General features: G+C 71.5%; 18 protein-coding genes. 10 read left to right on the top strand and 8 right to left on the bottom strand.

Features of this window, described 5'->3' with window-relative positions:
* The first annotated feature begins 233 nt into the window (after nt 1-233).
* From JHN45_RS54265 to JHN45_RS48190, 3 genes are all read left to right on the top strand, one after another.
* Nucleotides 234-362: a hypothetical protein gene (locus JHN45_RS54265; RefSeq protein WP_268982486.1), complete on the top strand. Its 129-nt coding sequence runs from the start codon at nt 234-236 to the stop codon at nt 360-362.
* A 16-nt stretch (nt 363-378) separates the two neighbouring features.
* Nucleotides 379-1,143 (top strand): DUF4239 domain-containing protein, encoded by a 765-nt coding sequence (locus JHN45_RS48185; RefSeq protein WP_234469040.1) that lies wholly within the window; start codon nt 379-381, stop codon nt 1,141-1,143.
* A gap of 222 nt (nt 1,144-1,365) precedes the next feature.
* Nucleotides 1,366-1,914, top strand: a complete 549-nt coding sequence (locus JHN45_RS48190) for a hypothetical protein (RefSeq protein ID WP_201055780.1) — start codon at nt 1,366-1,368, stop codon at nt 1,912-1,914.
* A gap of 95 nt (nt 1,915-2,009) precedes the next feature.
* On the opposite strand, the gene JHN45_RS48195 is transcribed toward JHN45_RS48190, so the two are convergent.
* Nucleotides 2,010-2,513 (bottom strand): hypothetical protein, encoded by a 504-nt coding sequence (locus JHN45_RS48195; protein ID WP_200714540.1) that lies wholly within the window; start codon nt 2,511-2,513, stop codon nt 2,010-2,012.
* A gap of 332 nt (nt 2,514-2,845) precedes the next feature.
* On the opposite strand from JHN45_RS48195, the gene JHN45_RS48200 reads away from it, so the two are divergent.
* On the top strand, nt 2,846-3,517 hold the full coding sequence (locus JHN45_RS48200) for a class F sortase (RefSeq protein WP_201055782.1): 672 nt from the start codon (nt 2,846-2,848) through the stop codon (nt 3,515-3,517).
* Between the two features lie 39 nt (nt 3,518-3,556).
* Here JHN45_RS48200 and JHN45_RS48205 read toward each other — a convergent pair whose 3' ends face one another.
* Nucleotides 3,557-4,396, bottom strand: a complete 840-nt coding sequence (locus JHN45_RS48205) for a polysaccharide deacetylase family protein (protein ID WP_200714539.1) — start codon at nt 4,394-4,396, stop codon at nt 3,557-3,559.
* Between the two features lie 91 nt (nt 4,397-4,487).
* A complete protein-coding gene (lysX, locus tag JHN45_RS48210) occupies nt 4,488-7,766 on the bottom strand; it encodes a bifunctional lysylphosphatidylglycerol synthetase/lysine--tRNA ligase LysX (RefSeq protein ID WP_201055784.1) in 3,279 nt (1,092 codons plus the stop codon).
* Between the two features lie 91 nt (nt 7,767-7,857).
* On the opposite strand from lysX, the gene JHN45_RS48215 reads away from it, so the two are divergent.
* Nucleotides 7,858-8,319 carry a universal stress protein gene (locus tag JHN45_RS48215; protein WP_201055785.1) on the top strand — a complete coding sequence of 154 codons (462 nt, stop codon included), beginning with the start codon at nt 7,858-7,860 and terminating at the stop codon, nt 8,317-8,319.
* A 7-nt stretch (nt 8,320-8,326) separates the two neighbouring features.
* Here the strand turns inward: JHN45_RS48215 and JHN45_RS48220 are convergent, their stop codons facing one another.
* Complete coding sequence (locus tag JHN45_RS48220; RefSeq protein ID WP_201055787.1) at nt 8,327-9,154, bottom strand: alpha/beta fold hydrolase; 828 nt, start codon at nt 9,152-9,154, stop codon at nt 8,327-8,329.
* A gap of 57 nt (nt 9,155-9,211) precedes the next feature.
* Between JHN45_RS48220 and JHN45_RS48225 the strand changes: the two genes are divergently transcribed.
* Nucleotides 9,212-9,682 carry a MarR family winged helix-turn-helix transcriptional regulator gene (locus JHN45_RS48225; RefSeq protein ID WP_201055789.1) on the top strand — a complete coding sequence of 157 codons (471 nt, stop codon included), beginning with the start codon at nt 9,212-9,214 and terminating at the stop codon, nt 9,680-9,682.
* A gap of 7 nt (nt 9,683-9,689) precedes the next feature.
* Here JHN45_RS48225 and JHN45_RS48230 read toward each other — a convergent pair whose 3' ends face one another.
* Complete coding sequence (locus JHN45_RS48230; RefSeq protein ID WP_201055791.1) at nt 9,690-10,829, bottom strand: CapA family protein; 1,140 nt, start codon at nt 10,827-10,829, stop codon at nt 9,690-9,692.
* A 222-nt stretch (nt 10,830-11,051) separates the two neighbouring features.
* On the opposite strand from JHN45_RS48230, the gene JHN45_RS48235 reads away from it, so the two are divergent.
* From JHN45_RS48235 to JHN45_RS48245, 3 genes are all read left to right on the top strand, one after another.
* Nucleotides 11,052-11,597, top strand: coding sequence for a sigma-70 family RNA polymerase sigma factor (locus JHN45_RS48235; RefSeq protein ID WP_043670802.1), 546 nt, complete (start codon nt 11,052-11,054; stop codon nt 11,595-11,597).
* Nucleotides 11,598-11,753: 156 nt separating this feature from the next.
* A complete protein-coding gene (locus JHN45_RS48240; protein ID WP_200714533.1) occupies nt 11,754-12,269 on the top strand; it encodes a hypothetical protein in 516 nt (171 codons plus the stop codon).
* A 141-nt stretch (nt 12,270-12,410) separates the two neighbouring features.
* Nucleotides 12,411-13,061 (top strand): zf-HC2 domain-containing protein, encoded by a 651-nt coding sequence (locus tag JHN45_RS48245; RefSeq protein ID WP_200714532.1) that lies wholly within the window; start codon nt 12,411-12,413, stop codon nt 13,059-13,061.
* Between the two features lie 31 nt (nt 13,062-13,092).
* On the opposite strand, the gene JHN45_RS48250 is transcribed toward JHN45_RS48245, so the two are convergent.
* The 3 genes from JHN45_RS48250 to JHN45_RS48260 form a co-directional block, all read right to left on the bottom strand.
* Nucleotides 13,093-13,956: an Fpg/Nei family DNA glycosylase gene (locus tag JHN45_RS48250; RefSeq protein ID WP_201055793.1), complete on the bottom strand. Its 864-nt coding sequence runs from the start codon at nt 13,954-13,956 to the stop codon at nt 13,093-13,095.
* A 31-nt stretch (nt 13,957-13,987) separates the two neighbouring features.
* The gene (locus JHN45_RS48255) at nt 13,988-16,054 is read right to left on the bottom strand and encodes a SpoIIE family protein phosphatase (protein WP_200714530.1); all 2,067 of its coding nucleotides are present in this window, start codon (nt 16,052-16,054) and stop codon (nt 13,988-13,990) included.
* Between the two features lie 66 nt (nt 16,055-16,120).
* Entirely contained in the window at nt 16,121-17,458 is a 1,338-nt protein-coding gene (locus JHN45_RS48260; RefSeq protein WP_200714529.1) for a DUF6777 domain-containing protein, read from the bottom strand.
* Nucleotides 17,459-17,593: 135 nt separating this feature from the next.
* Between JHN45_RS48260 and JHN45_RS48265 the strand changes: the two genes are divergently transcribed.
* A partial coding sequence (locus JHN45_RS48265; RefSeq protein WP_201055794.1) for a lipase maturation factor family protein occupies nt 17,594-18,432 on the top strand: 839 nt, incomplete at its 3' end.

Raw genomic sequence — 18,432 nt, forward strand, 5'->3', positions numbered from 1 at the left:
CACCGCCGCCCCCGCCGAAGCCGAAGCCCACCCCGACTCCGACACCCCGGCCGACGCCGACCCCTAAGCCGCGGCCCACGCCGAAGCCCACGCCTCCGCCGCCCGCTCCGGCACCGCGTCCGGCACCGGCGGCTCCGCTGCCCCGGCCGGCCCCGACACCCACGCCCACACCGACCCCGCCGCCGAAGCCGAAGCCCGTACCCAGGCCCGCCCCGCATCCCGCGGCGACCCCGGTGAGTTATCCGAAGTACCACGCCCAGCCGCACCCGCGGCCCGCTCCCAGCCGGACGTCGCCGGTCGTCTACGTCCTGCTCATCACCATGCCCGCGGTGGTCGCCATCGCCGCGCTGCGTCCGCGCTGATCCCCGGAGGAACCCCTTGTCGGAATGGCTTGTTCTCGCCCTCGCGATGGCGGCGGCCTGTGTCGTCGTCGTCATCGTCACCTTTCTGCGCGAACGCGCGGCGTCCGAGGACGAGGACCCCAGCGAGACCCCGGACGTCATCGAGTACATGACGATGTGGATCGGCGTGGTGTACGCCATCGTCCTGGGTCTGGCGATCGCCGGTGTCTGGGAGGCCCGCAGCGCCGCCCAGGACCATGTGCAGGCGGAGGCACAGGCGCTGCACGAGATCTCGGAGCGGGTGCGGGTCTATCCGGCGGACGAGCGCGACCGGGTCCGGGCCGACGTCGAGGCGTACGTCTCACAGGTCGTCAACGTCGAGTGGAAGACGATGGCCGACCACGAGAAGCTCACCCAGCGCGGCGCCGACCTCCTGGAGCGCATCCGCGCGGATGTCACGGACTACCAGCCGAAGACCGACTTCCAGGCGCAGGCCTACCAGCCGCTCGTCGACCAGGTGGGCGCCCTGGACTCGGCACGCAGCGCCCGCTCCAACTCCACCGGGGCGACCATGCCGTCGGTGGTGTGGTTCGGGCTGCTCGCCGGGGCCGTGATCACCATCGGGATGGTCTTCGCGCTGCAGATCCGGCGTACGACACGGGAGCTGATCCTCGCCGGTCTGTTCTCGGCGCTGATCGCCTTCCTGCTGTTCCTGATCTGGGACTTCGACGCGCCCTACAGCCGTGGCATCACGGCCTCCGCGGAGCCGTTCCTGAACCTCTTCCCGCACATCAAGGGCTGACGGCCCCTCACCGGGACCACCCGCCGGGGGACGTCCGCCGCGCCGCGGGCGTCCCCCGGTCGCAGGAACGGCGTCCCCTGTGCGGCCCACACGGTTGCCCCATTCGCGCGACTGGGATCGCGGGAGCGCACACATGTTCCTAGCGTTTCGGACATCGAGGTGCATTTTCGGCGCCGGCGGAAAAGGTCCGCGGCTGCTCCTCGGGGACCCGGAGGAATCACCATGCGCGCGATACGCGTCGCCTCGGCCGCTCTGCTGGGCATCAGCGCCCTCGCCCTCGCGGCGCCGGCCGCCGTCGCGAAGGGCGACGGCAACCACAACATCACGCCGTTCGGCTTCAGCGTCCTGCCCTCGACGATCGCGGCGGGCGGCCAGGTGACCCTGCAGATCGACCGCGACAGCGGCGGCTGCCGGGGCTCCGCCACGGTCTCCTCCGGCATCTTCGACACCGTCAGGATCTCGCCGGGCCAGTCCTCGGCGACCGCGATGGTCGACTGGGACGCCAGGCCGGGCGCGGTGTACCAGGTGACGTTCACGTGCGGCGGCGAGAGCGGCTCCACGAGTCTGACCATCGCCTCCGGCCGGACCAACAACAACATCCAGCCGCTCCAGCCGTCGCAGCAGATGCCCCGGGGGGTACGGGCCGGTGAGGGCGGCAGCATCGCCGGCTTCGACCTCAAGGAGCTCGGCATCGGCGCGGCCCTCATCGCGGGCTCGGTCGGAGCGGCGTACCACTTCTCCCGTCGCCGTACCGGAGAGGACGGCGCCTGACCGCCGCACCACCCGCACAGGCCTTCGCCCCGGAACCCGAAAGGGTCCGGGGCGAAGGCCTGTTCCGTGCGCCTCGACCTCCGAAGGGGAGGAGGTCAGATGGCGCGCTCGGTGCGGCGGCGCATCCAGAAGACCCCGCCGCCCACGACGGCCGCGGCGACCAGGCCGCCGCCGATCGCCATGTCGGTCGGGGTCGCCCCGGTGGCGCTGCTGCCGCCGAGACCGCCACGGACACCGCCGAGGACGGTGTAGGCGGAGTCCCGGGTCAGCACGGAACCGTTCCGGCAGCGCACGGTGATGCTGTACGGGCCCGGGCCGGCGTTCCGGCTGATCCGCGCCGTTCCGCTGGCGGTCTGGCCGGCCCCGCCGACGAGCGAGGACAGGTTCGCGGGGCGTTCGAAGCCGGGCGAGTTGGCGGTGGCGCCGGTGAAGCAGCCGTCGACCGTCACGGTCAGCTGGCCGCCGCGGGCGATCACGCTGGGCAGGGCGACGATGTTGCTGGGGCTCTCCCCCATGCCGTCCGCGAGGGCCACGGGGGCGGCGAGCCCCAGGACGGCCACCGCGGCACCGGCGGCAGCCAGAGCACGAGTTGTACGCATGTCATCCTCCGCGGAAGGCGCCCCGGGACCCGTCCCCGGTCGATCGGCGAGAAAACGCCTCCCAGACGCACCCTCAGATGCCTTGCACGCGCCCGCATTTCGGGAATGGTCCGTCCTGGTGAGAGGACACGCCGAAGCGAGACCTGACAATCGGATATTGCCGCAGGTCACGGACCGTCAGAAAAAACCTGCCGCCCTCTCCTCATATGGCGCACATAAGGATGTCCGGGCCACCCGTTCGCGCCTGCCCCGTCGCCGGTTCCGCATTCGGGACTTAGCGTTCTCGTATGCGCGATTGACGTGGCGACGGCCACGTCGAGAGGGGATGGCGAATGTCTGCGTCCGAGCTGTCCGAGCTTGCCGAAGAGGAGGAGCGGCAGAAGAAGCGCGCCCCGTGGGGAGTGATAGCGCTTGTTCTGCTGACCGGTCTCGCGCTCATTCGGAATGGTTCGGGAGAGTTCGATGTGGGGCCGCCGCAGCCGGCTTCGGCGGCAGCCGCCGACAGCCGCACCGGCGTCGGCACCTTCGGCAAGGCCCCGGCCCCGCTCCCGTACTCCGTCGCCGACCGGGTGCGGATCCCGGCGATCCGCGTCGACGCACCGATCATGCCGGTCGGCCTGGACGCGGACGGCTGGGTCGGCGCCCCGCCGCCCGAGGACCCGAACCTGGCGGGCTGGTTCACCGGCGCCGTCTCCCCCGGCGAGAAGGGCACGGCGGTCGTCGTCGGCCATGTCGACAACAAAATGGGCCCCGCCGTGTTCTACGGACTCGGGGCCCTCAAGAAGGGAAATCGCGTCGAGGTCGAGCGCAAGGACGGAAAGACGGCCGTATTCGAGATCTACGGCATCGAGGTCTTCGAGAAGAGCAACTTCCCCGGCGACCGCGTCTACGCCTCCAAGGGAACTCCGGAACTGCGCGTCATCACGTGCGGCGGCGGTTTCTCCAAGCAGAACGGCTACGACGGGAATGTCGTCGTCTTCGCCCGCCTGGTCGAGGTGCGCTGAGCGTTTCCCCGGCCGGGCGGGCGAAGACCCGTCAACCCGTCAAGTGGTCCGGCGGCGCGGCAAAGTCATGTGATAGCCGGAGTCGAGCAGGTGCGGCAGATATTCGCGCAGCGCCTTCACACTCTGGGAACGGTCGCCCCCGGCGTCGTGCGAGAGCACCACGACGCCGGGGGCGGCGCCGTCCTCGACCGCGTTGACGATGTGCCGGACGCCGGGTGTGTCCCAGTCGAGGGTGTCGACGGTCCACGCGAGGGGTTCCATGCCCAGTTCGGAGCCGAGTTGGAAGGCCGCCCGGTTCCAGGCGCCGTAGGGCGCGCGGAACCACAGGGGCCGTTCCCCGTAGGCGTCCTCGATGACATCGCTGGTGCGTTCCATCTCGGAGCGGATCTGACCGCGGGTCAGCTTGGTCAACAGGGGGTGCGACCAGGTGTGGTTGCCGACGACATGGCCCTCGTCGGACATCCGGCCCAGGATGTCCCGGTTCCAGTCGGCCATCTCGCCGCACACGAAGAACGTGGCACGGACGTCGTACTCGGCGAGGGTGTCCAGGATGTGCGGGGTGTAGCGGGGGTCTGGTCCGTCGTCGAAGGTGAGCACCATGGTGTTGCCGCGTCCGGACATGCGCAGGAAGGGTTCGTGCCGTACCGGGACGTGGGCGAGGGTGGTGTGGGGTGCGCCGTATCCGGCCACGGGCTGGAGGCGGTAGGCGGAGGGCTTGCGCGCGAGGCGCGGTGGGGGCCCGGCGGCGGGTGCGGCGGCCCGGACGGGGGCGTCGTCCGAGAGTCCGGAGTACAGCAGACCGGCGGTGCCGGCCGCCCCGACGGCGGCGGCGCCGGCGAGCAGGGCCCGTCGGCGCGTGAGCGACTGATCCTTCTTCATGACTCATCAGTCGCCCGGACGGACACCGCCGCCCCACGGCAACACCGGTGCGGCGGCAGGAAAACACCCGCCCGGCCCAGCGTCCGGACGCTCAGCGGCGCCGGACGAGGGGGAACGGCAGCGTCTCACGGATCGTCAGGCCCGTGAGGAACATGACCAGTCGGTCCACGCCGATGCCGAGTCCCCCGGTGGGCGGCATCGCGTATTCGAGGGCGTCGAGGAAGTCCTCGTCGAGTTCCATCGCCTCGGGGTCTCCCCCGGCGGCCAGCAGCGACTGGGCGGTGAGGCGGCGGCGCTGTTCGACGGGGTCGGTCAGTTCGGAGTAGGCGGTGCCGAGTTCGGTGCCGAAGGCGACCAGGTCCCAGCGTTCGGCCAGACGCGGGTCGGTGCGGTGCTGGCGGGTGAGCGGGGAGACGTCGGTCGGGAAGTCCTTGTAGAAGGTCGGCAGCCGGGTCGGCTCCTCCACCAGCCGCTCGTACATCTCCAGTACGACGTCCCCGCGGCCGTCGTCGGCGCCGTACGGCACGCCCGCGCGGTCGCACAGCAGGTGCAGGCGGGCCAGTTCGGTGTCGGCGTCGATCTCCTCGCCGAGCGCCTCGGAGATCGCGCCGTGCACGGTCTTCACGGGCCAGACCCCCGAGATGTCGTACTCCTCGCCGTCCTTGCGCGCGACGGGCGAACCGAAGGCGGCGGTGGCCGCGCCCTGGATCAGCTCGCGGGCGAGGTCGAGCATCACGTCGTAGTCGGCGTACGCCTGGTAGGCCTCCAGCATCGTGAACTCGGGGTTGTGCTTGTAGGAGACGCCCTCGTTGCGGAAGGTGCGGCCCATCTCGAAGACCTTCTCCAGGCCGCCGACGCAGAGGCGCTTGAGGTACAGCTCGGGGGCGATGCGCAGATAGAGGTCGAGGTCGTAGGCGTTGATGTGGGTGGTGAAGGGGCGGGCGTTGGCGCCGCCGTGGATCTGCTGGAGCATCGGGGTCTCCACCTCCAGGTACCCGCGCTCCAACAGGCCCTGGCGCAGGGCCTGTACGGCGGTGGAGCGGGCGCGGACCACGTCGCGGGCGGCGGGGCTCGCGACCAGGTCGAGGTAACGCATGCGGACCTTGGCCTCGGGGTCGGTGAGGCCCCGGCGTTTGTCGGGCAGCGGGCGCAGACACTTGCCGGTGAGCTGCCAGGAGGTGACGAAGACGGTGGGTTCGCCCTTGTCGCTGGTGCCCGCGCGGCCGGTCGCGGTGATGTGGTCGCCGATGTCGGTGTCGGCGGTGAAACGGTCGAGGGCGGGACCCGACTCGGCGCGGGTGAGGGCGAGTTGGTGGTCGCCGGACCAGTCGCGCAGGGTGAGGAAGACGATGCCGCCGAGGTCGCGCACCCTCATCACCCGCCCGGCGACGGTGACTTGGTCCCCCGCGCGGATCTCGGCGAGGGTGTGGGTGCGCCGCGGGACGCCGACCGGGTAGGGGTCGGTGCCGGTGGCGATGAGGCGGTCGAGGGTGCGGTGCCGGACGCGGACCTGTTCGGGCAGTGCGCCGTCCGGGCCGTCGGTCCCGGCCTCGTCCCCGCCGTCGAGGCCGAGCGCCGACAGGGACGGCAGACCCGCCGTGGTCGCGGGCCGCTGTCCGCTCTTCTGGTGCCCCTTTCCCCAGAGTTGACGCAGCGACGGTACGGAGACGAAGCCCTCTGCGATACCGGAGGCGAGGCTGATCCGGGCCAGGGAGGCGGTCTCGCCGTAGCAGATGAAGCGGGGGTACCACTCGGGGTGGTACTTGGCGTTGGAGCGGTAAAGGGCCTCCAGTTGCCACCACTTGGAGAAGAACAGGAGCAGTCGGCGCCACAGGCGCAGGACCGGGCCCGCGCCGATGCGGGCGCCCTCCTCGAAGGCCGAGCGGAACACGGCGAAGTTGAGGGAGATCCGGTGGACGCCCAACTTCGGGGCGGCTGCGCAGAGTTCGGCGACCATGAACTCCATGACGCCGTTGGGGGCGGTGCGGTCGCGGCGCATCAGGTCGAGGGAAACGCCGTCTGTGCCCCAGGGGACGAGGGAGAGCAGGGCGAGCAACTTGCCGTCCTCGCCGAGTGCTTCGACGAGGAGGCAGTCGCCGTCGGCCGGGTCGCCGAGACGGTCCAGGGCCATGGAGAAGCCGCGTTCGGTCTCGGTGTCGCGCCAGGCGTCGGCGCGGTCGACGACCTCCTCCATCTCCGCGTCGGTGAGGGTGGCGTGGCGGCGGATACGGCAGGTGGCACCGGCGCGGCGGACGCGGCCCACGGCCTGGCGGGTGACGCGCATGTCGCGTCCTGCGAGGTCGAAGTCGGCGACGTGGAGGATCGCCTCGTCGCCCAGTTGAAGGGCACCAAGTCCCGCGCGGGCGAAGGCTCTTGCGCCGTCCTCCGAGGCGCCCATGACCGCGGGGGCCCAGGCGTGCCGACGGGCCAGGTCGAGCCAGGCGGCGATGGCGTGCGGCCAGGCCTCGCGGTCGCCGACCGGGTCGCCGCTGGCGAGGCAGACGCCGGCCTCGACGCGGTAGGTGACGGCGGCCTTGCCGCTGGGCGAGAACACGACGGCCTTGTCGCGCCGGGTGGCGAAGTAGCCGAGGGAGTCCTGGCCGCCGTAGGCCTTGAGGAGGGCGCGGATGCGGTCCTCCTCGTCGCCGTGGAGGGCCGCTTCGAGGCGTTGGGAGCGGAAGAGGACAGTGGCCGAGTTGAGGAGGGCCAGGGCGCCGAACAGGCCGAGGAGGAAGGACACGGCCCGGGGCGTACGGCCGTTGAAGGAACGGCCCGAGACCAGGCCGCCGCAGACCCGGTCGGCGGCCCAGCCCAGGTGCTGGCTCTCGGGGAGCGTGCCGGGGAACAGGGAGACCAGTCCCCAGCCGGCCAGGATCGCGACGGCGAGTCCGGCGAACAGGACGGCGAGGGCTCGTCGTACGGCCGCGCGGCGGGAGGCGGCGTAGAACTGCTTGCGGGCGACGATCAGCAGGACCAGCAGCAGGGCGCAGACGATGAGGGACGGGAGGGACTCGGCGTACAGGCCGAGGGCCACGCCCAGGACGTCGGTCAGGACGAGCAGGCCCAGGTAGACGACGACCAGCCACCAGGCGATCTTCTTGCGGGCGGCGGTCGCGGCGGCCAGCAGGAACAGGAAGACGGCGTAGGCGAGGTTGGCGCTGACGGGGACGATGAGGAGGTCGAGGAAGCGGACCACGGGGCGCAGGACGCGGCGCAGCGGGGCGATGAAGGCCAGCAGCACGCAGAGCAGGCCGAGGGCGCCGAAGAAGGTCGCGAAGCCCTCCGGCACCCTGCTGAGGAGGCCGTGGCCGGGCGGCCGTACCGGAGCCCTGGTGTCCTTGGACCCGGGCGCCTCCACGGTGGCAGTCATGCTTCCGACTGTAGGAACAGGGCGGTCACCTCGCCCGTCGAGAGCTCCCCGGTCAGGTTCGGGACCTGCGGGTTCCGATAGCCTGCCAGCCGTGACGGAACAGCAGCCAACTCAGTTCGAGCGGGGCACGGACGGGCCCAAGGTCATCGTGGTCGGGGTGGACGGCTCCGAGTCCTCGTTGCGGGCCGCGGCATATGCCGCGGGTATGGCGCGGCGGCAGCACGCGCTGCTCGCCATCGTGTACGTGCAGCCGGTGCTGGCGGCGGGCGCGGCCGTGGGGGCGCCGGTCGCAGAGACGACCGACGAGATCGCCGAGGATCTGGTCGCCCAGATCCGGCAGGAGACCGAGCGGGTGAAGGGGATATTCGACATCCGCTGGGAGTTCCACACGTTCCGTGGCGACCCCTACGGCGGCCTGGTGAAGGCCGCCGACGAGCTGAAGGCCGACGCGGTCGTCGTCGGCGCCTCCGAACAGGCCGGCCACCGCATCATCGGGTCGGTCGCGGTGCGGTTGGTGAAGGCGGGGCGGTGGCCGGTGACGGTGGTGCCGTAGGGCGCCGTCAGAGGGAGCGCAGGAAGTCCAGGAGGATCGCGTTGAACTCCTCGGGCTTCTCCATGTTCGGGTAGTGGGCGGCGCCCTCGACCGTGGTCGAGCGGCCGTTGTGGACCGTGTCGGTGAAGCGGTTCGCCATGGCGAGGCTGTCGGGCCAGTCGAGGGCGCCGTTGATCGCGAGGACCGGGACGTCGAGTTTCGGGACGCGGGGCCACGGGTCGCCCAGCGGGACGTACCAGTCCTTCTCGCCGGGTGTGTGCTTGAGGAGCGTGTGCGTGGTCAGTTCGCGCAGGCGTCGGACGACGGACGCGTCGACCTCGGCCACCTCGCGGTGGGGGCCCGCCACGCCTTCGGCGAAGTGGTCGAGCCAGCCCGCGAGGTCACCGGCGGCGAGCAACTGCCCGACGCGGGCCTGGCGTTCGAGCAGTTGGGGGTCGGTGTACTCGAACGCGCTGGTGCCGGCGCCGGAGACGACGATCGCCCGGACCAGTTCGGGGTGTTCCAGCGCGGTGTCGGTGGCGACGGCCGCGCCCATGCACAGGCCGACCAGGACGGCGGGACCCAGGTCGAGGTGGTGCAGGAGTCCCGCGAGGTCGTCGGCCCAGCGGAACGGCCTGCTCGCGTTGGCCGAGAAGCCGTGACCGCGGATGTCCGGGGCGATGACGCGGAAGTCGCGGGCGAGGACCGGTATCTGGTCGTCGAAGACGCGGTGGTCGGCGAAGCCGGAGTGGAGGAGGACCACGGGGTCGCCGGTGCCCACGTCACGGTAGGCGAGGTCCCCGTCGGCAGATGCGAAGAAGCTCAGTTCCGAAGCAAGTTCCGAAGCAGCCGTCATGACAACCAAGGTGTCATCTTTGGGGAGGGTTGGCAACCCAGGTGTCATGATGGGGCCGTGAACGACTCCGCTCCCCTCTCCCCCGACGAACTCGGCCACCGCCTCACCGAGGTCTTCGACCTGGTGGGCCCGCTCTACCGGCGCGCCCTGCGCAAGGTCGAGCAGGGCGAACCGGTCGAGGGGGTCTCCGTCGGCGTGCGCGCCGTACTGGACCTGCTGCGACAGCACGGGCCCCTGACGGTGCCCCAGATGGGCCGGACCCTGGCCCTGAGCCGGCAGTTCGTGCAGCGCATGACCAACGAGGCGGCGGACCACGGCTGGGTGGAGGTCACGCCCAACCCCGCGCACCAGCGGTCCTCCCTGATCCGGCTCACCGAGGAGGGCCGGTCGATCATCACGTCCGTCCTCGGCCGCGAACACTCCCTCAACCGCCAGGTCGGCGGCGATCTGACCGACGCCGAGGTCAGCGCGTGCGTGCGGGTGCTCACCGAGATCCTCAAGACCTTCGACCACGTGGACGTGGACTGACCGTCCGCTACTTCCCCATCACCAGCCCGTCCTTCGCCGCGCCCCGGCTCAGCACCACCTCGCGGATGCGGTCGCGGTCCCCGGTCAACTCGGCGCCCTGGGCGATCGCTTGGTTCACGTCGACCACCCGGCCGGCGTCGACGTCGAACAGCTGCGGGACGAACTCCGCCTTCGCCACCTCCCACCGCGCGCCGGGCCGGGCGGGCGGTACGAAGGTGAAGCGGGCGAGGGTGCTCGTGTTGCCGCCGGGGTCCTGGGTGCCCGCGTTGTCGAACATCTCGCCGGTGACCTGGTCCCCGAGCCCGTAGACCACCCAGGTGCCGTTGACCTTCTCGTACGCCTGCGGGGTGCGGGCGTGGGTGCCGAGGATCAGGTCGATGTCGGGTCGGCCGTCGGTGCGGGCGGCGGTGAGTTCCCCGGCCAGGGCGACCTGTTGCGGGTCGGGCGCGTCCTGGCCGGGTGTGCCCCAGCGCACGGAGACGACGACCACGTCGGCGCCCGCGCGCCGGGCCTCGCGGGCGTCGGCGAGGACGCGGGCGGGGTCGAGGAGGTTGACGGACCAGGGCTCGCCGGCCGGGAGCGGGACGCCGTTCGTGCCCGCGGTGTAGGCGAGGTGGGCGACCTTCGCGGGCCCGGCGCGCAGCAGTGTGACCGTGCGCGCCTCGGCGTCGCCGCGCGCCGTTCCCGCGTGCCGGACGCCGGCGCCGTCGAGGGTGTCGAGGGTGTGCTGGATGCCGAAGGGACCGTCGTCCAGGCTGTGGTCGGAGGCTGTGGAGCAGCTGTCGTAGCCGGTCGCGGCGAGGGCCCGGGCCTCCTCGGGCGGGGAGTCGAAGAACGGGGCGCCGGTGCGGTCGCCGTAGGCCGTCTCGATGTGACAGAGCGCCAGGTCGGCCCGGGAGACGAGGGGCTGGACGCCGGAGAGCATCGGCGCGAAGTCGTAGCCGGTGCCGCCCGCGTCGAAGCGGGCGCGGTCGAGGACGGCGCCGTGCGGGAGGATGCCGCCGGCGGCGACGAGGGTGAAGCCGCGGGCGGCGGGGGGTGCCGGGCGACCGGCGGCCTTCGGGTCGTGGTGCTGGGCCTGGCAGGCGGCGGCCGCGGCGAGAATGCCGACCAGGGCGACGGCCACCTGTCGTCTGCGAGCGATCATCAATTCACCCCACTGTGGTCATATTTACCCACCGATAGGTATGAACCTCGGCGCCCCCGCAAACGACTTCGGGCCCCTGATGACCCGTCCGGTGTGCGCGTGTGGGGGATCGCCGGCCGGCGCGGACCGTTCGTCGCACCGTTCGTCGACGCGATCGACCGTCCGCCGCAGCCCCCTGCGCGCGCCCTGTCCCCGGGCCGCACGCTGCGATGCCATACGGCCATGACGGCCGGACCCACGCTCACCAACGGAACGACCGCCGAGCACGAGCTCGCCGCACTGCAGCGCGAGCACGGCAGGCCGCTGTTCGCACTGCTGCTCCGGCTCTGCGACGGCGACCGCCAGCGCGCCGAGGATCTCGTCCAGGAGACCCTGGTACGGGCCTGGCAGCACCCCGAGGCCCTGCGCGCCGACGACTTCGAGTCCGTACGGCCCTGGCTGCTGACGGTGGGCCGGCGGCTCGCCATCGACGCGCGGCGGGCCCGGCAGGCGCGACCGCCCGAGGTCGGGGACGCGGTGCTGGAGAACGCGCGGGTCTGTGCCGATCACGCGGAACGGTCGGCGGCGACGCTCGATGTGCGGGAGGCTGTGAAGACTCTCACTCCGGAGCACCGGGAAGTCCTGGTGCTCGTGTACTTCCAGGGGGCGAGTGTGGCGGAGGCCGCGGCGGCCCTCGGGATTCCGCCCGGTACGGTGAAGTCCCGTGCCTATTACGCGCTCCGCGCCCTGCGCCGGGTGCTTCCCGGCTATGCGGCCGACCTGCGGTGAAACCAACTCCTTAGTCAAACCTCCGTAAAGCGCCTTGCTCAGGACCCTGGTTGAGTAATCGGCTGTCCTCATCCGTGTTCCGGACTGGGGGGCTCGGGGTTCCTGACGGAGCCTCGGGTCGGGCGACGCGCACGCACCGGAGGAAGGCAGGAAGGGATGCTGCACAGAGGTCAAGAGAGCACGGACGGCACCGGCGGCGGTGAACTCACCGTCCCCATGGCCTGGTTGTACGCCGAGTACATCGCCGACGAACTGCTGCGGACCGGCGACCTGATGCCGCCGACGTCCTTCGAGTTCCGTGCGGGACGGGATGCGCTGGCGCTGACCATCTTCCTCTCCGACACGGACGGTGAATTGTCCGGTATCAGGGTGGTCACCCAACTTGAGACCTGGCTTTCGCTCACGGCGTACGACCAGCCGTGGCAGGACTGGGTCCAGGAACGTATGTCCAAGTTGACGGCGGAGGCGGTCGAGGCCGGCGTCGACGCACCGGACCTGGCGCTGGCGGAGAACGCCTGGCGCTGGCTGGAGGAGACCGAGCTGCTCGCGCCCGATCTGGACGCGGTGCCGGGAGGCGGTCCGGTGACCGGTGAGGACGACGGGCCGAAGGTCTGGACGCCCGCCTGGCAGCTGGGTCTGCCGCTCGGCCATCTCGCCATCCATCTTTTTTGAAACAGGGACCAATCCATGGGTTCGACCGCTACGAATTCGTGATGGCGATTCTGTGTGCGCCTTGAGTGATTCGACGGGCTGGTGCGTACCGATGGGAGCAAGGAGTAACCCCACCCGCACCTAACGGCACGAGGATTCGTCATGAGGTCCCTGGAAAGGCATCGCGACGTCGGCGCGTACGCGCTCGGCGTGCTGGACGAGGCGGAGGCCTTCCGCTTCGAGGATCACCTCATGGAGTGCACCAGCTGCGCGGCTCATGTGACCGAATTCGGTCCCGCCTCACGGCAGTTGATGCTGTACCGGCGTGCGACGCCGCGCTACGTGCACCCCATGGCGCAACCCGGGCCCCGGCTGCTCGACCGGTTGCTCGGCGAGGTGTCCGCCCGTCAGCGGGCCGGACGGCGGCGTTTTCTCTACGCCGTGGCCGCCTCGGTGGTACTGGCCGTGGGCGGCCCCGCGGTGGCGACGTTCGCCGGGGGCGGCGACGGGGCCGTGCAACTCACCGCGACCGACGCCAAGTCGGGCGTGTGGGCACAGGTCACGTCCGCGAACGAGAACTACGGCAGTGATGTGTCCCTCAAGATCAAGGACGGCGCGGGCCCCCGCTCCTGTCGTCTCGTGGTCGTCGGCAAGGACGGTTCCGAGCAGGTCGTGACCAGTTGGAACGTTCCCGCGCACGACGCCACGATGATCACGATGCAGGGCGGCGCCGCGATGCACCCCGACGAGATCGACCACTACGACGTCCGGACGGCCGACGGCGGGCAACTGGTCCGGCTCATGTCCCACTGAAGTCCCGCTCCGCCGGGGCCGGTTGGCGCGCCTATTTCAGCAGTCGCGACAGCCTGCGGTCCGCGAGCGGTTTGCCGCCCGTCTGGCAGGTGGGGCAGTACTGGAGCGACGAGTCGCTGAAGGAGACCTCGCGGATGGTGTCGCCGCAGACCGGGCAGGGTTGGCCGGTGCGGCCGTGGACGCGCAGGCCGCTCTTCTTCTCCGCCTTCAGACGGCCCGCGGCCACGCCCCGGGAGCGTTCGACGGCCTCGGTGAGTGTGGTGCGCAGGGCCTCGTAGAGGGTGTGCGTCTGGGCCGGCGTCAGTGACGACGCGAGCTTGAACGGGGACATCTTCGCCGCGTGCAGGATCTCGTCGCTGTACGCGTTGCCCACCCCGGCGATCAGGGTCTGGTCGCGCAGCGCGCCCTTGAGCTGCCGGCGTTCGTCCTTGAGGAGTCCGGCGAAGCACGGCTCGTCGAAGTCGTCGGCCAGCGGGTCGGGGCCGAGGCGGGCGACACCCGGGACGGACCGCGGGTCCGCCACGACGTACACCGCCAGGCGCTTCTGGGTGCCCGCCTCCGTGAGGTCGAAGCCCTCGCCGGTCTCCAGGGCCACGCGGAGCGCGAGCGGGCCCTTGCCGGGGCGGGGCGGGCCGTCCGGGAGGCGGTCCTTCCAGTGCAGCCAGCCCGCGCGGGCCAGGTGGGTCACGAAGTGCGGGCCGCCGTCCGTCTCGACGTCCAGGAACTTGCCGTACCGGTGCACGGCCACCACCTCGTGTCCCTCCAGCGCGGTGGGCGGAGGGTCGTACGTCTTCAGGACGCTGATGGCGACGGGCAGCACCCGTACGATCTCGTGGCCGACGAGGTGTTCGGTCAGGAAGTCCTTCAGCGCTTCGACCTCGGGAAGTTCCGGCATACGTCCAGGGTGCCATCAGTGGCGCGCGGGGTCAGCTCCGGTCCGGCACCACGAACTCGCACCACACGCACTTGCCGCTGCCCCGCGCCTCCACGCCCCACACGTCCGTGAGCAGGTCGACGAGAAGGAGACCGCGCCCGGAGACCCCGTCCTCGCCCGCCTCACGGCGGCGCGGGAGGGCGCTGGAGGAGTCCTCGACCTCGACGCGCAGCCGGCGGTCGGGGCCGGTGAGGACCCTGAGGGTGACGATCGCGGAGCCCTCGGTGTGCATCAGGGCGTTGGTGATCAGTTCGTCGGCGACGAGTTCGACCTCGTCGGCGCGCTCACGCCAGCCCCACGCCCGGACCGCGGCCCGGATCATGTGCCGGGCCTGGGTGAGGGCCTCGGAGTCGCCCGGCGCCACGTGCTGCTGGAGCCGGCCGCCGGAGCGCGGGGCGTCGAGGCCTCGGCGGCGCAGCAGGAGCAGCGCCACGTCGTCCTCGCCGCCGCGTTCCTCGGCCACGTCGATGAGCAGGTCGGCGAGGTCGCGGACGTCGTCGGGACCGGAGGCGATGAGGGCGATGAGGGTCTGGAGTCCGTCGTCGAGATCCGCGCCGGGCTGTTCGACGAGGCCGTCGGTGCACAGCACCAGGGTCTGGCCGGGGTCGAGTTCGAGGGTGGAGACGGGATATTCGAGCCGCCCGAACTCCGCGGACAGACCGAGCGGCAGGCCGCCCACGACGGACATCCGTCGGCAGGTCCCGTCCAACTGCCGTACCAGCGGGTCGATATGACCGGCCCGGACCACCTGGACCACTCCGGTGGACAGGTCGGCCTCGGCGTAGAGGCAGGTGGCGAAGCGGTCGGTGTCGAGTTCGTGCAGGAAGACGGAGGCGCGGGCCATCACGGTGGCCGGGGTGTGCCCCTCGGCGGCGTAGGCCTTGAGGACGATCCGCAGCTGGCCCATGACGGCGGCGGCGTGCGTGTCGTGGCCCTGGACGTCGCCGATGACCGCGCCGACCCGCCCACCGGGCAGCGGGATCAGGTCGTACCAGTCGCCGCCGATGTCCCGCCCGAGCTTCGCGGACCGGTAGCGGACCGCGACATCGGCGCCCGGCACGCTCGGGATGGCGCGCGGCAGCATCGCCTGCTGGAGGCCCTGGGCGAGGTCCTTCTCCTGCTCGTAGAACATGGCGCGCTGCAGGCTCTGCGCGATGCTGCTGCCCAGCGCGACGAGCACGTTGCGCTCCTCCGCCGAGAAGCCGCGCCGGTCGCTGTAGAGCAGGCCCATCGTGCCGATCGGCCGGGCCTGGGCGATCAGCGGCAGATAGGCGCCCGCGGTGATGTGCAGTCCGGCGATGTGCGGCCACAGCAGCGGGTACCGCTCGGCGAACTCCTCGGGCGACTCGATGAACGCCGGGCTGAGCGTCCGTACGACTTCCGTCATCGGGTACGGCTCGTCGATCCGGAGGATCTCCTTGCCGGGTACGACACTGCCCTCGGCGACCAGGCGGATCCGGCCGGCCTCCACCAGCCCCATGACCAGTCTGGTCGCGCCGAGGTGGACGAGGCCGTGGGTGTCCTGGAGGACGTCGATGACGTCCTGGACGGTCCGGGCGTGCGCGAGGGCGGCGGTGGTGAGCTGGACGACGTTGGTCTGGTCGCGCCGGGCCGCGTCCTGGGCGGCCTGCTCACGGCGGGCCGCGTTCTCGGCGAGTTCCTGGGTGGCGTCCCGGACGATGCCGATGATCCGGCGCGGGCGGCCCGTCTCGTCACGCCGGATGTAGCCCTGGGTGTGGGTCCAGCGCAGGGTGCCGTCACGCAGCCGCATACGGAAGTAGACGCCGTAGTTCTCGCTGCCGTCCTTCAGCGCCTGGGAGACGAGACCGTCGATCCGGTAGCCCTCGGGGGGCGGCACCCGGATCGCCAGGGTCTCGGGGCGTCCGTCGTATTCGTCGGGGCGCAGGTCGAAGACCTCGTGGGCCTGGGCGTCCATGTGGAACAGGCCGTTGTCCAGGTCCCAGTCGAAGCTGCCCATGCGGTTGAGCGCCAGGATCGGGTCCGGGTGGGCGGGCCAGTCGTCCGGGAGTGACAGGGCGCTCGCTCCCCGATCAACCATGCGATCCACCTTGCCAGGATTTGCCCGACTATTCGACTTCTCGGACTGCTACGGCCGACCGCTCGGTCAGCCGCCGAAGACGTCCGTGGGGCTGTCGAAGATGCTGCTGATGGCGTCGCCGGGGACCAGCCCGCCGCCGTCGGGCTGATCGGGGGTTTCCGGGACGGTGGGCGGGCCGATCTCGCCCGGGGAGCCGGGGTCCTGTGAGGGCTGGGGCGCGACCGTCATGGGCGTGGCCGTGACGGTGACGGTGGGGCAGGCCGTGGCGCCGGGGGCGGGGATCCGGGCCGCCGAGCCGCCGGGCACGCCCGTCGCGCCTGGGGTCACGGTGACGGTCGGGGTCGCGCAGCCGGTGGTGGACTTGTCCGGGGCGGTGCTACGGCCGTCACCGGGGGACGCGCTCTCGTCGCTCGGCGAGGGGCTCGGGGAGGCACTCGACACGGCGTCCGGCGACCGGCCCGGCGAGGCGCTCGGGGACGTACTCGTCCCACTGGACGGGGTGCTGGAATGGCTGTCGTGCGGGCGCGGAGACGTGCTTCCGTGCGGGGCCGGCGTGGTGCCGGGCCGGGTCGGCGGCACGTGGACCGGCGGCGGTACGACATGGTCGTGGTGCGGCCCGCGATGGCCGAGGGGCCGTTCGATCCAGGTGTTGTCGACGATGTTGATGATCGTGATGTTGGTGATCACCTGCGGCGCAGGCGTCACCACGACCACCTCGGCGGGCCGGTATCCGGACCAGCCCCGCCCGCTGCTGCCGGAGTTCCCGCCGGCCACGCCCGCCTTGAGCGGGTTGCCGCAGGCGCAGCGCACGCGCGGCACGCCCCGGTTGTCGACGAGGACGGCGGTTCCGGCCTGGAGGACCGACTGGAAACCGGTCACCTGGGCATCACGGAAGCCGTGATTGGTGACCTGGGTGTCGGCGCGCAGCACGACCGAGGTCAGCCCGCGCAGATAGCCGGGGATCGCGCTCCGGGAGATCCCCTCGGCCTGCGCGAAGGCACCGGCCTTCGCCTGGTCGCGGGTGAGGTACGCGATCTGCCGCTCGACATCGCAGCTGCCGCTCCGCGCGGTCCCGCCGTAGAGGCCGGGTGTGGCGCCGGAGACGGCCTGCGTGTGCGCGGGGGAAGCGGTCCGGGTGGGTGTCGGCCGGGAAGGCGCGGGCCGCGTGGGCGTCGACTGCGGCGTTCGGGTGACCCGCGGTGGGGTGCTCGGCGCGGTGGCCGTGGAGTCCGTGAAGGGGTCGGGGCCCTGGGCCGCTACGGGCTGCAGGAAGACCTCGCCGCTCGACTTCGTGGCCTTGCCGCTCGACTTCATGCCGTGGGCGCCGTCGCCGCCGCAGCCGGCGACGAGGAGCGCCGCCGAGAGCGCGCAGGCCGTGGCGATGGTTCCGGTCGATGTGCGCACCGTGTTCTCCCGCCTCAAGCCGGGTGATTCGCCACTATTGTCTGCTTCACCCGCTTGGGTTACGCAACCGGAGACATGGAAGACACAGAGTGACGGTCGACCGAGGTGTGACGATGGAGGGAGGAGCGCACGGTCGTGGGATGGTTCACCGCACCCGACTACTGGCTGAGCCGGCTGGTCTTCCAGCGGGCCCTGGCCGGGGTCTATCTGGTCGCGTTCCTCACGGCGGCGCTGCAGTTCCGTGCGCTGATCGGTGAGCGCGGCATGCTGCCGGTCCCCCGGTTCGTCCGCCGGATGCCGTTCCGGCGGGCCCCGAGCCTCTTCCAACTCCACTACACCGACCGCTTCTTCGCGGTCTGCGCGTGGACGGGCTGCGCGGTGTCGGTGGCGCTGGCCGCCGGGCTCGACTCCGAACTCCCGCTCTGGGGCGGGATGTTGGCGTGGCTGGTGCCGTGGGCGCTGTACCTGTCGATCGTCAACGTCGGCCAGACCTGGTACGCGTTCGGCTGGGAGTCGCTGCTGCTGGAGGTCGGTTTCCTGGCCGTCCTCCTCGGCAACGACGAGGTGGCTCCGCCGATCGTCGTGCTGTTCCTGCTGCGCTGGATCCTGTTCCGGGTCGAGTTCGGCGCGGGTCTGATCAAGCTGCGCGGTGACGCCTGCTGGCGGAAGCTGACCTGTCTGGACTTCCACCACGAGACCCAGCCGATGCCGGGCCCGCTGAGCTGGTTCTTCCACCACCTCCCCCGCCCGCTGCACCGGATCGAGGTCGCCGCCAACCACCTCACCCAACTCGCCGTGCCCGTCCTGCTGTTCACCCCGCAGCCGGTCGCGACGGCCGCCGCGTCTCTGATGATCGCCACTCAGCTGTGGCTGGTCCTGTCCGGCAACTTCGCCTGGCTGAACTGGATCACCATCGCGCTGGCCCTCTCGGCGGTCCAGCTCCCCCACACCGCGCCGTCGCCCACCCCCGCCCC

The sequence above is a fragment of the Streptomyces sp. MBT53 genome, assembly GCF_016654115.1.
Classification (GTDB): Bacteria; Actinomycetota; Actinomycetes; order Streptomycetales; family Streptomycetaceae; genus Streptomyces.

Coding starts and splice junctions, on each gene's coding strand:
- JHN45_RS48190 (WP_201055780.1), top strand. CDS start 1,366: ATGCGCGCGATACGCGTCGCCTCGGCCGCTCTGCTGGGCATCAGCGCC.
- JHN45_RS48195 (WP_200714540.1), bottom strand. CDS start 2,513: ATGCGTACAACTCGTGCTCTGGCTGCCGCCGGTGCCGCGGTGGCCGTC.
- JHN45_RS48200 (WP_201055782.1), top strand. CDS start 2,846: ATGTCTGCGTCCGAGCTGTCCGAGCTTGCCGAAGAGGAGGAGCGGCAG.
- JHN45_RS48205 (WP_200714539.1), bottom strand. CDS start 4,396: ATGAAGAAGGATCAGTCGCTCACGCGCCGACGGGCCCTGCTCGCCGGC.
- lysX (WP_201055784.1), bottom strand. CDS start 7,766: ATGACTGCCACCGTGGAGGCGCCCGGGTCCAAGGACACCAGGGCTCCG.
- JHN45_RS48220 (WP_201055787.1), bottom strand. CDS start 9,154: ATGACGGCTGCTTCGGAACTTGCTTCGGAACTGAGCTTCTTCGCATCT.
- JHN45_RS48230 (WP_201055791.1), bottom strand. CDS start 10,829: ATGATCGCTCGCAGACGACAGGTGGCCGTCGCCCTGGTCGGCATTCTC.
- JHN45_RS48235 (WP_043670802.1), top strand. CDS start 11,052: ATGACGGCCGGACCCACGCTCACCAACGGAACGACCGCCGAGCACGAG.
- JHN45_RS48240 (WP_200714533.1), top strand. CDS start 11,754: ATGCTGCACAGAGGTCAAGAGAGCACGGACGGCACCGGCGGCGGTGAA.
- JHN45_RS48245 (WP_200714532.1), top strand. CDS start 12,411: ATGAGGTCCCTGGAAAGGCATCGCGACGTCGGCGCGTACGCGCTCGGC.
- JHN45_RS48250 (WP_201055793.1), bottom strand. CDS start 13,956: ATGCCGGAACTTCCCGAGGTCGAAGCGCTGAAGGACTTCCTGACCGAA.
- JHN45_RS48255 (WP_200714530.1), bottom strand. CDS start 16,054: ATGGTTGATCGGGGAGCGAGCGCCCTGTCACTCCCGGACGACTGGCCC.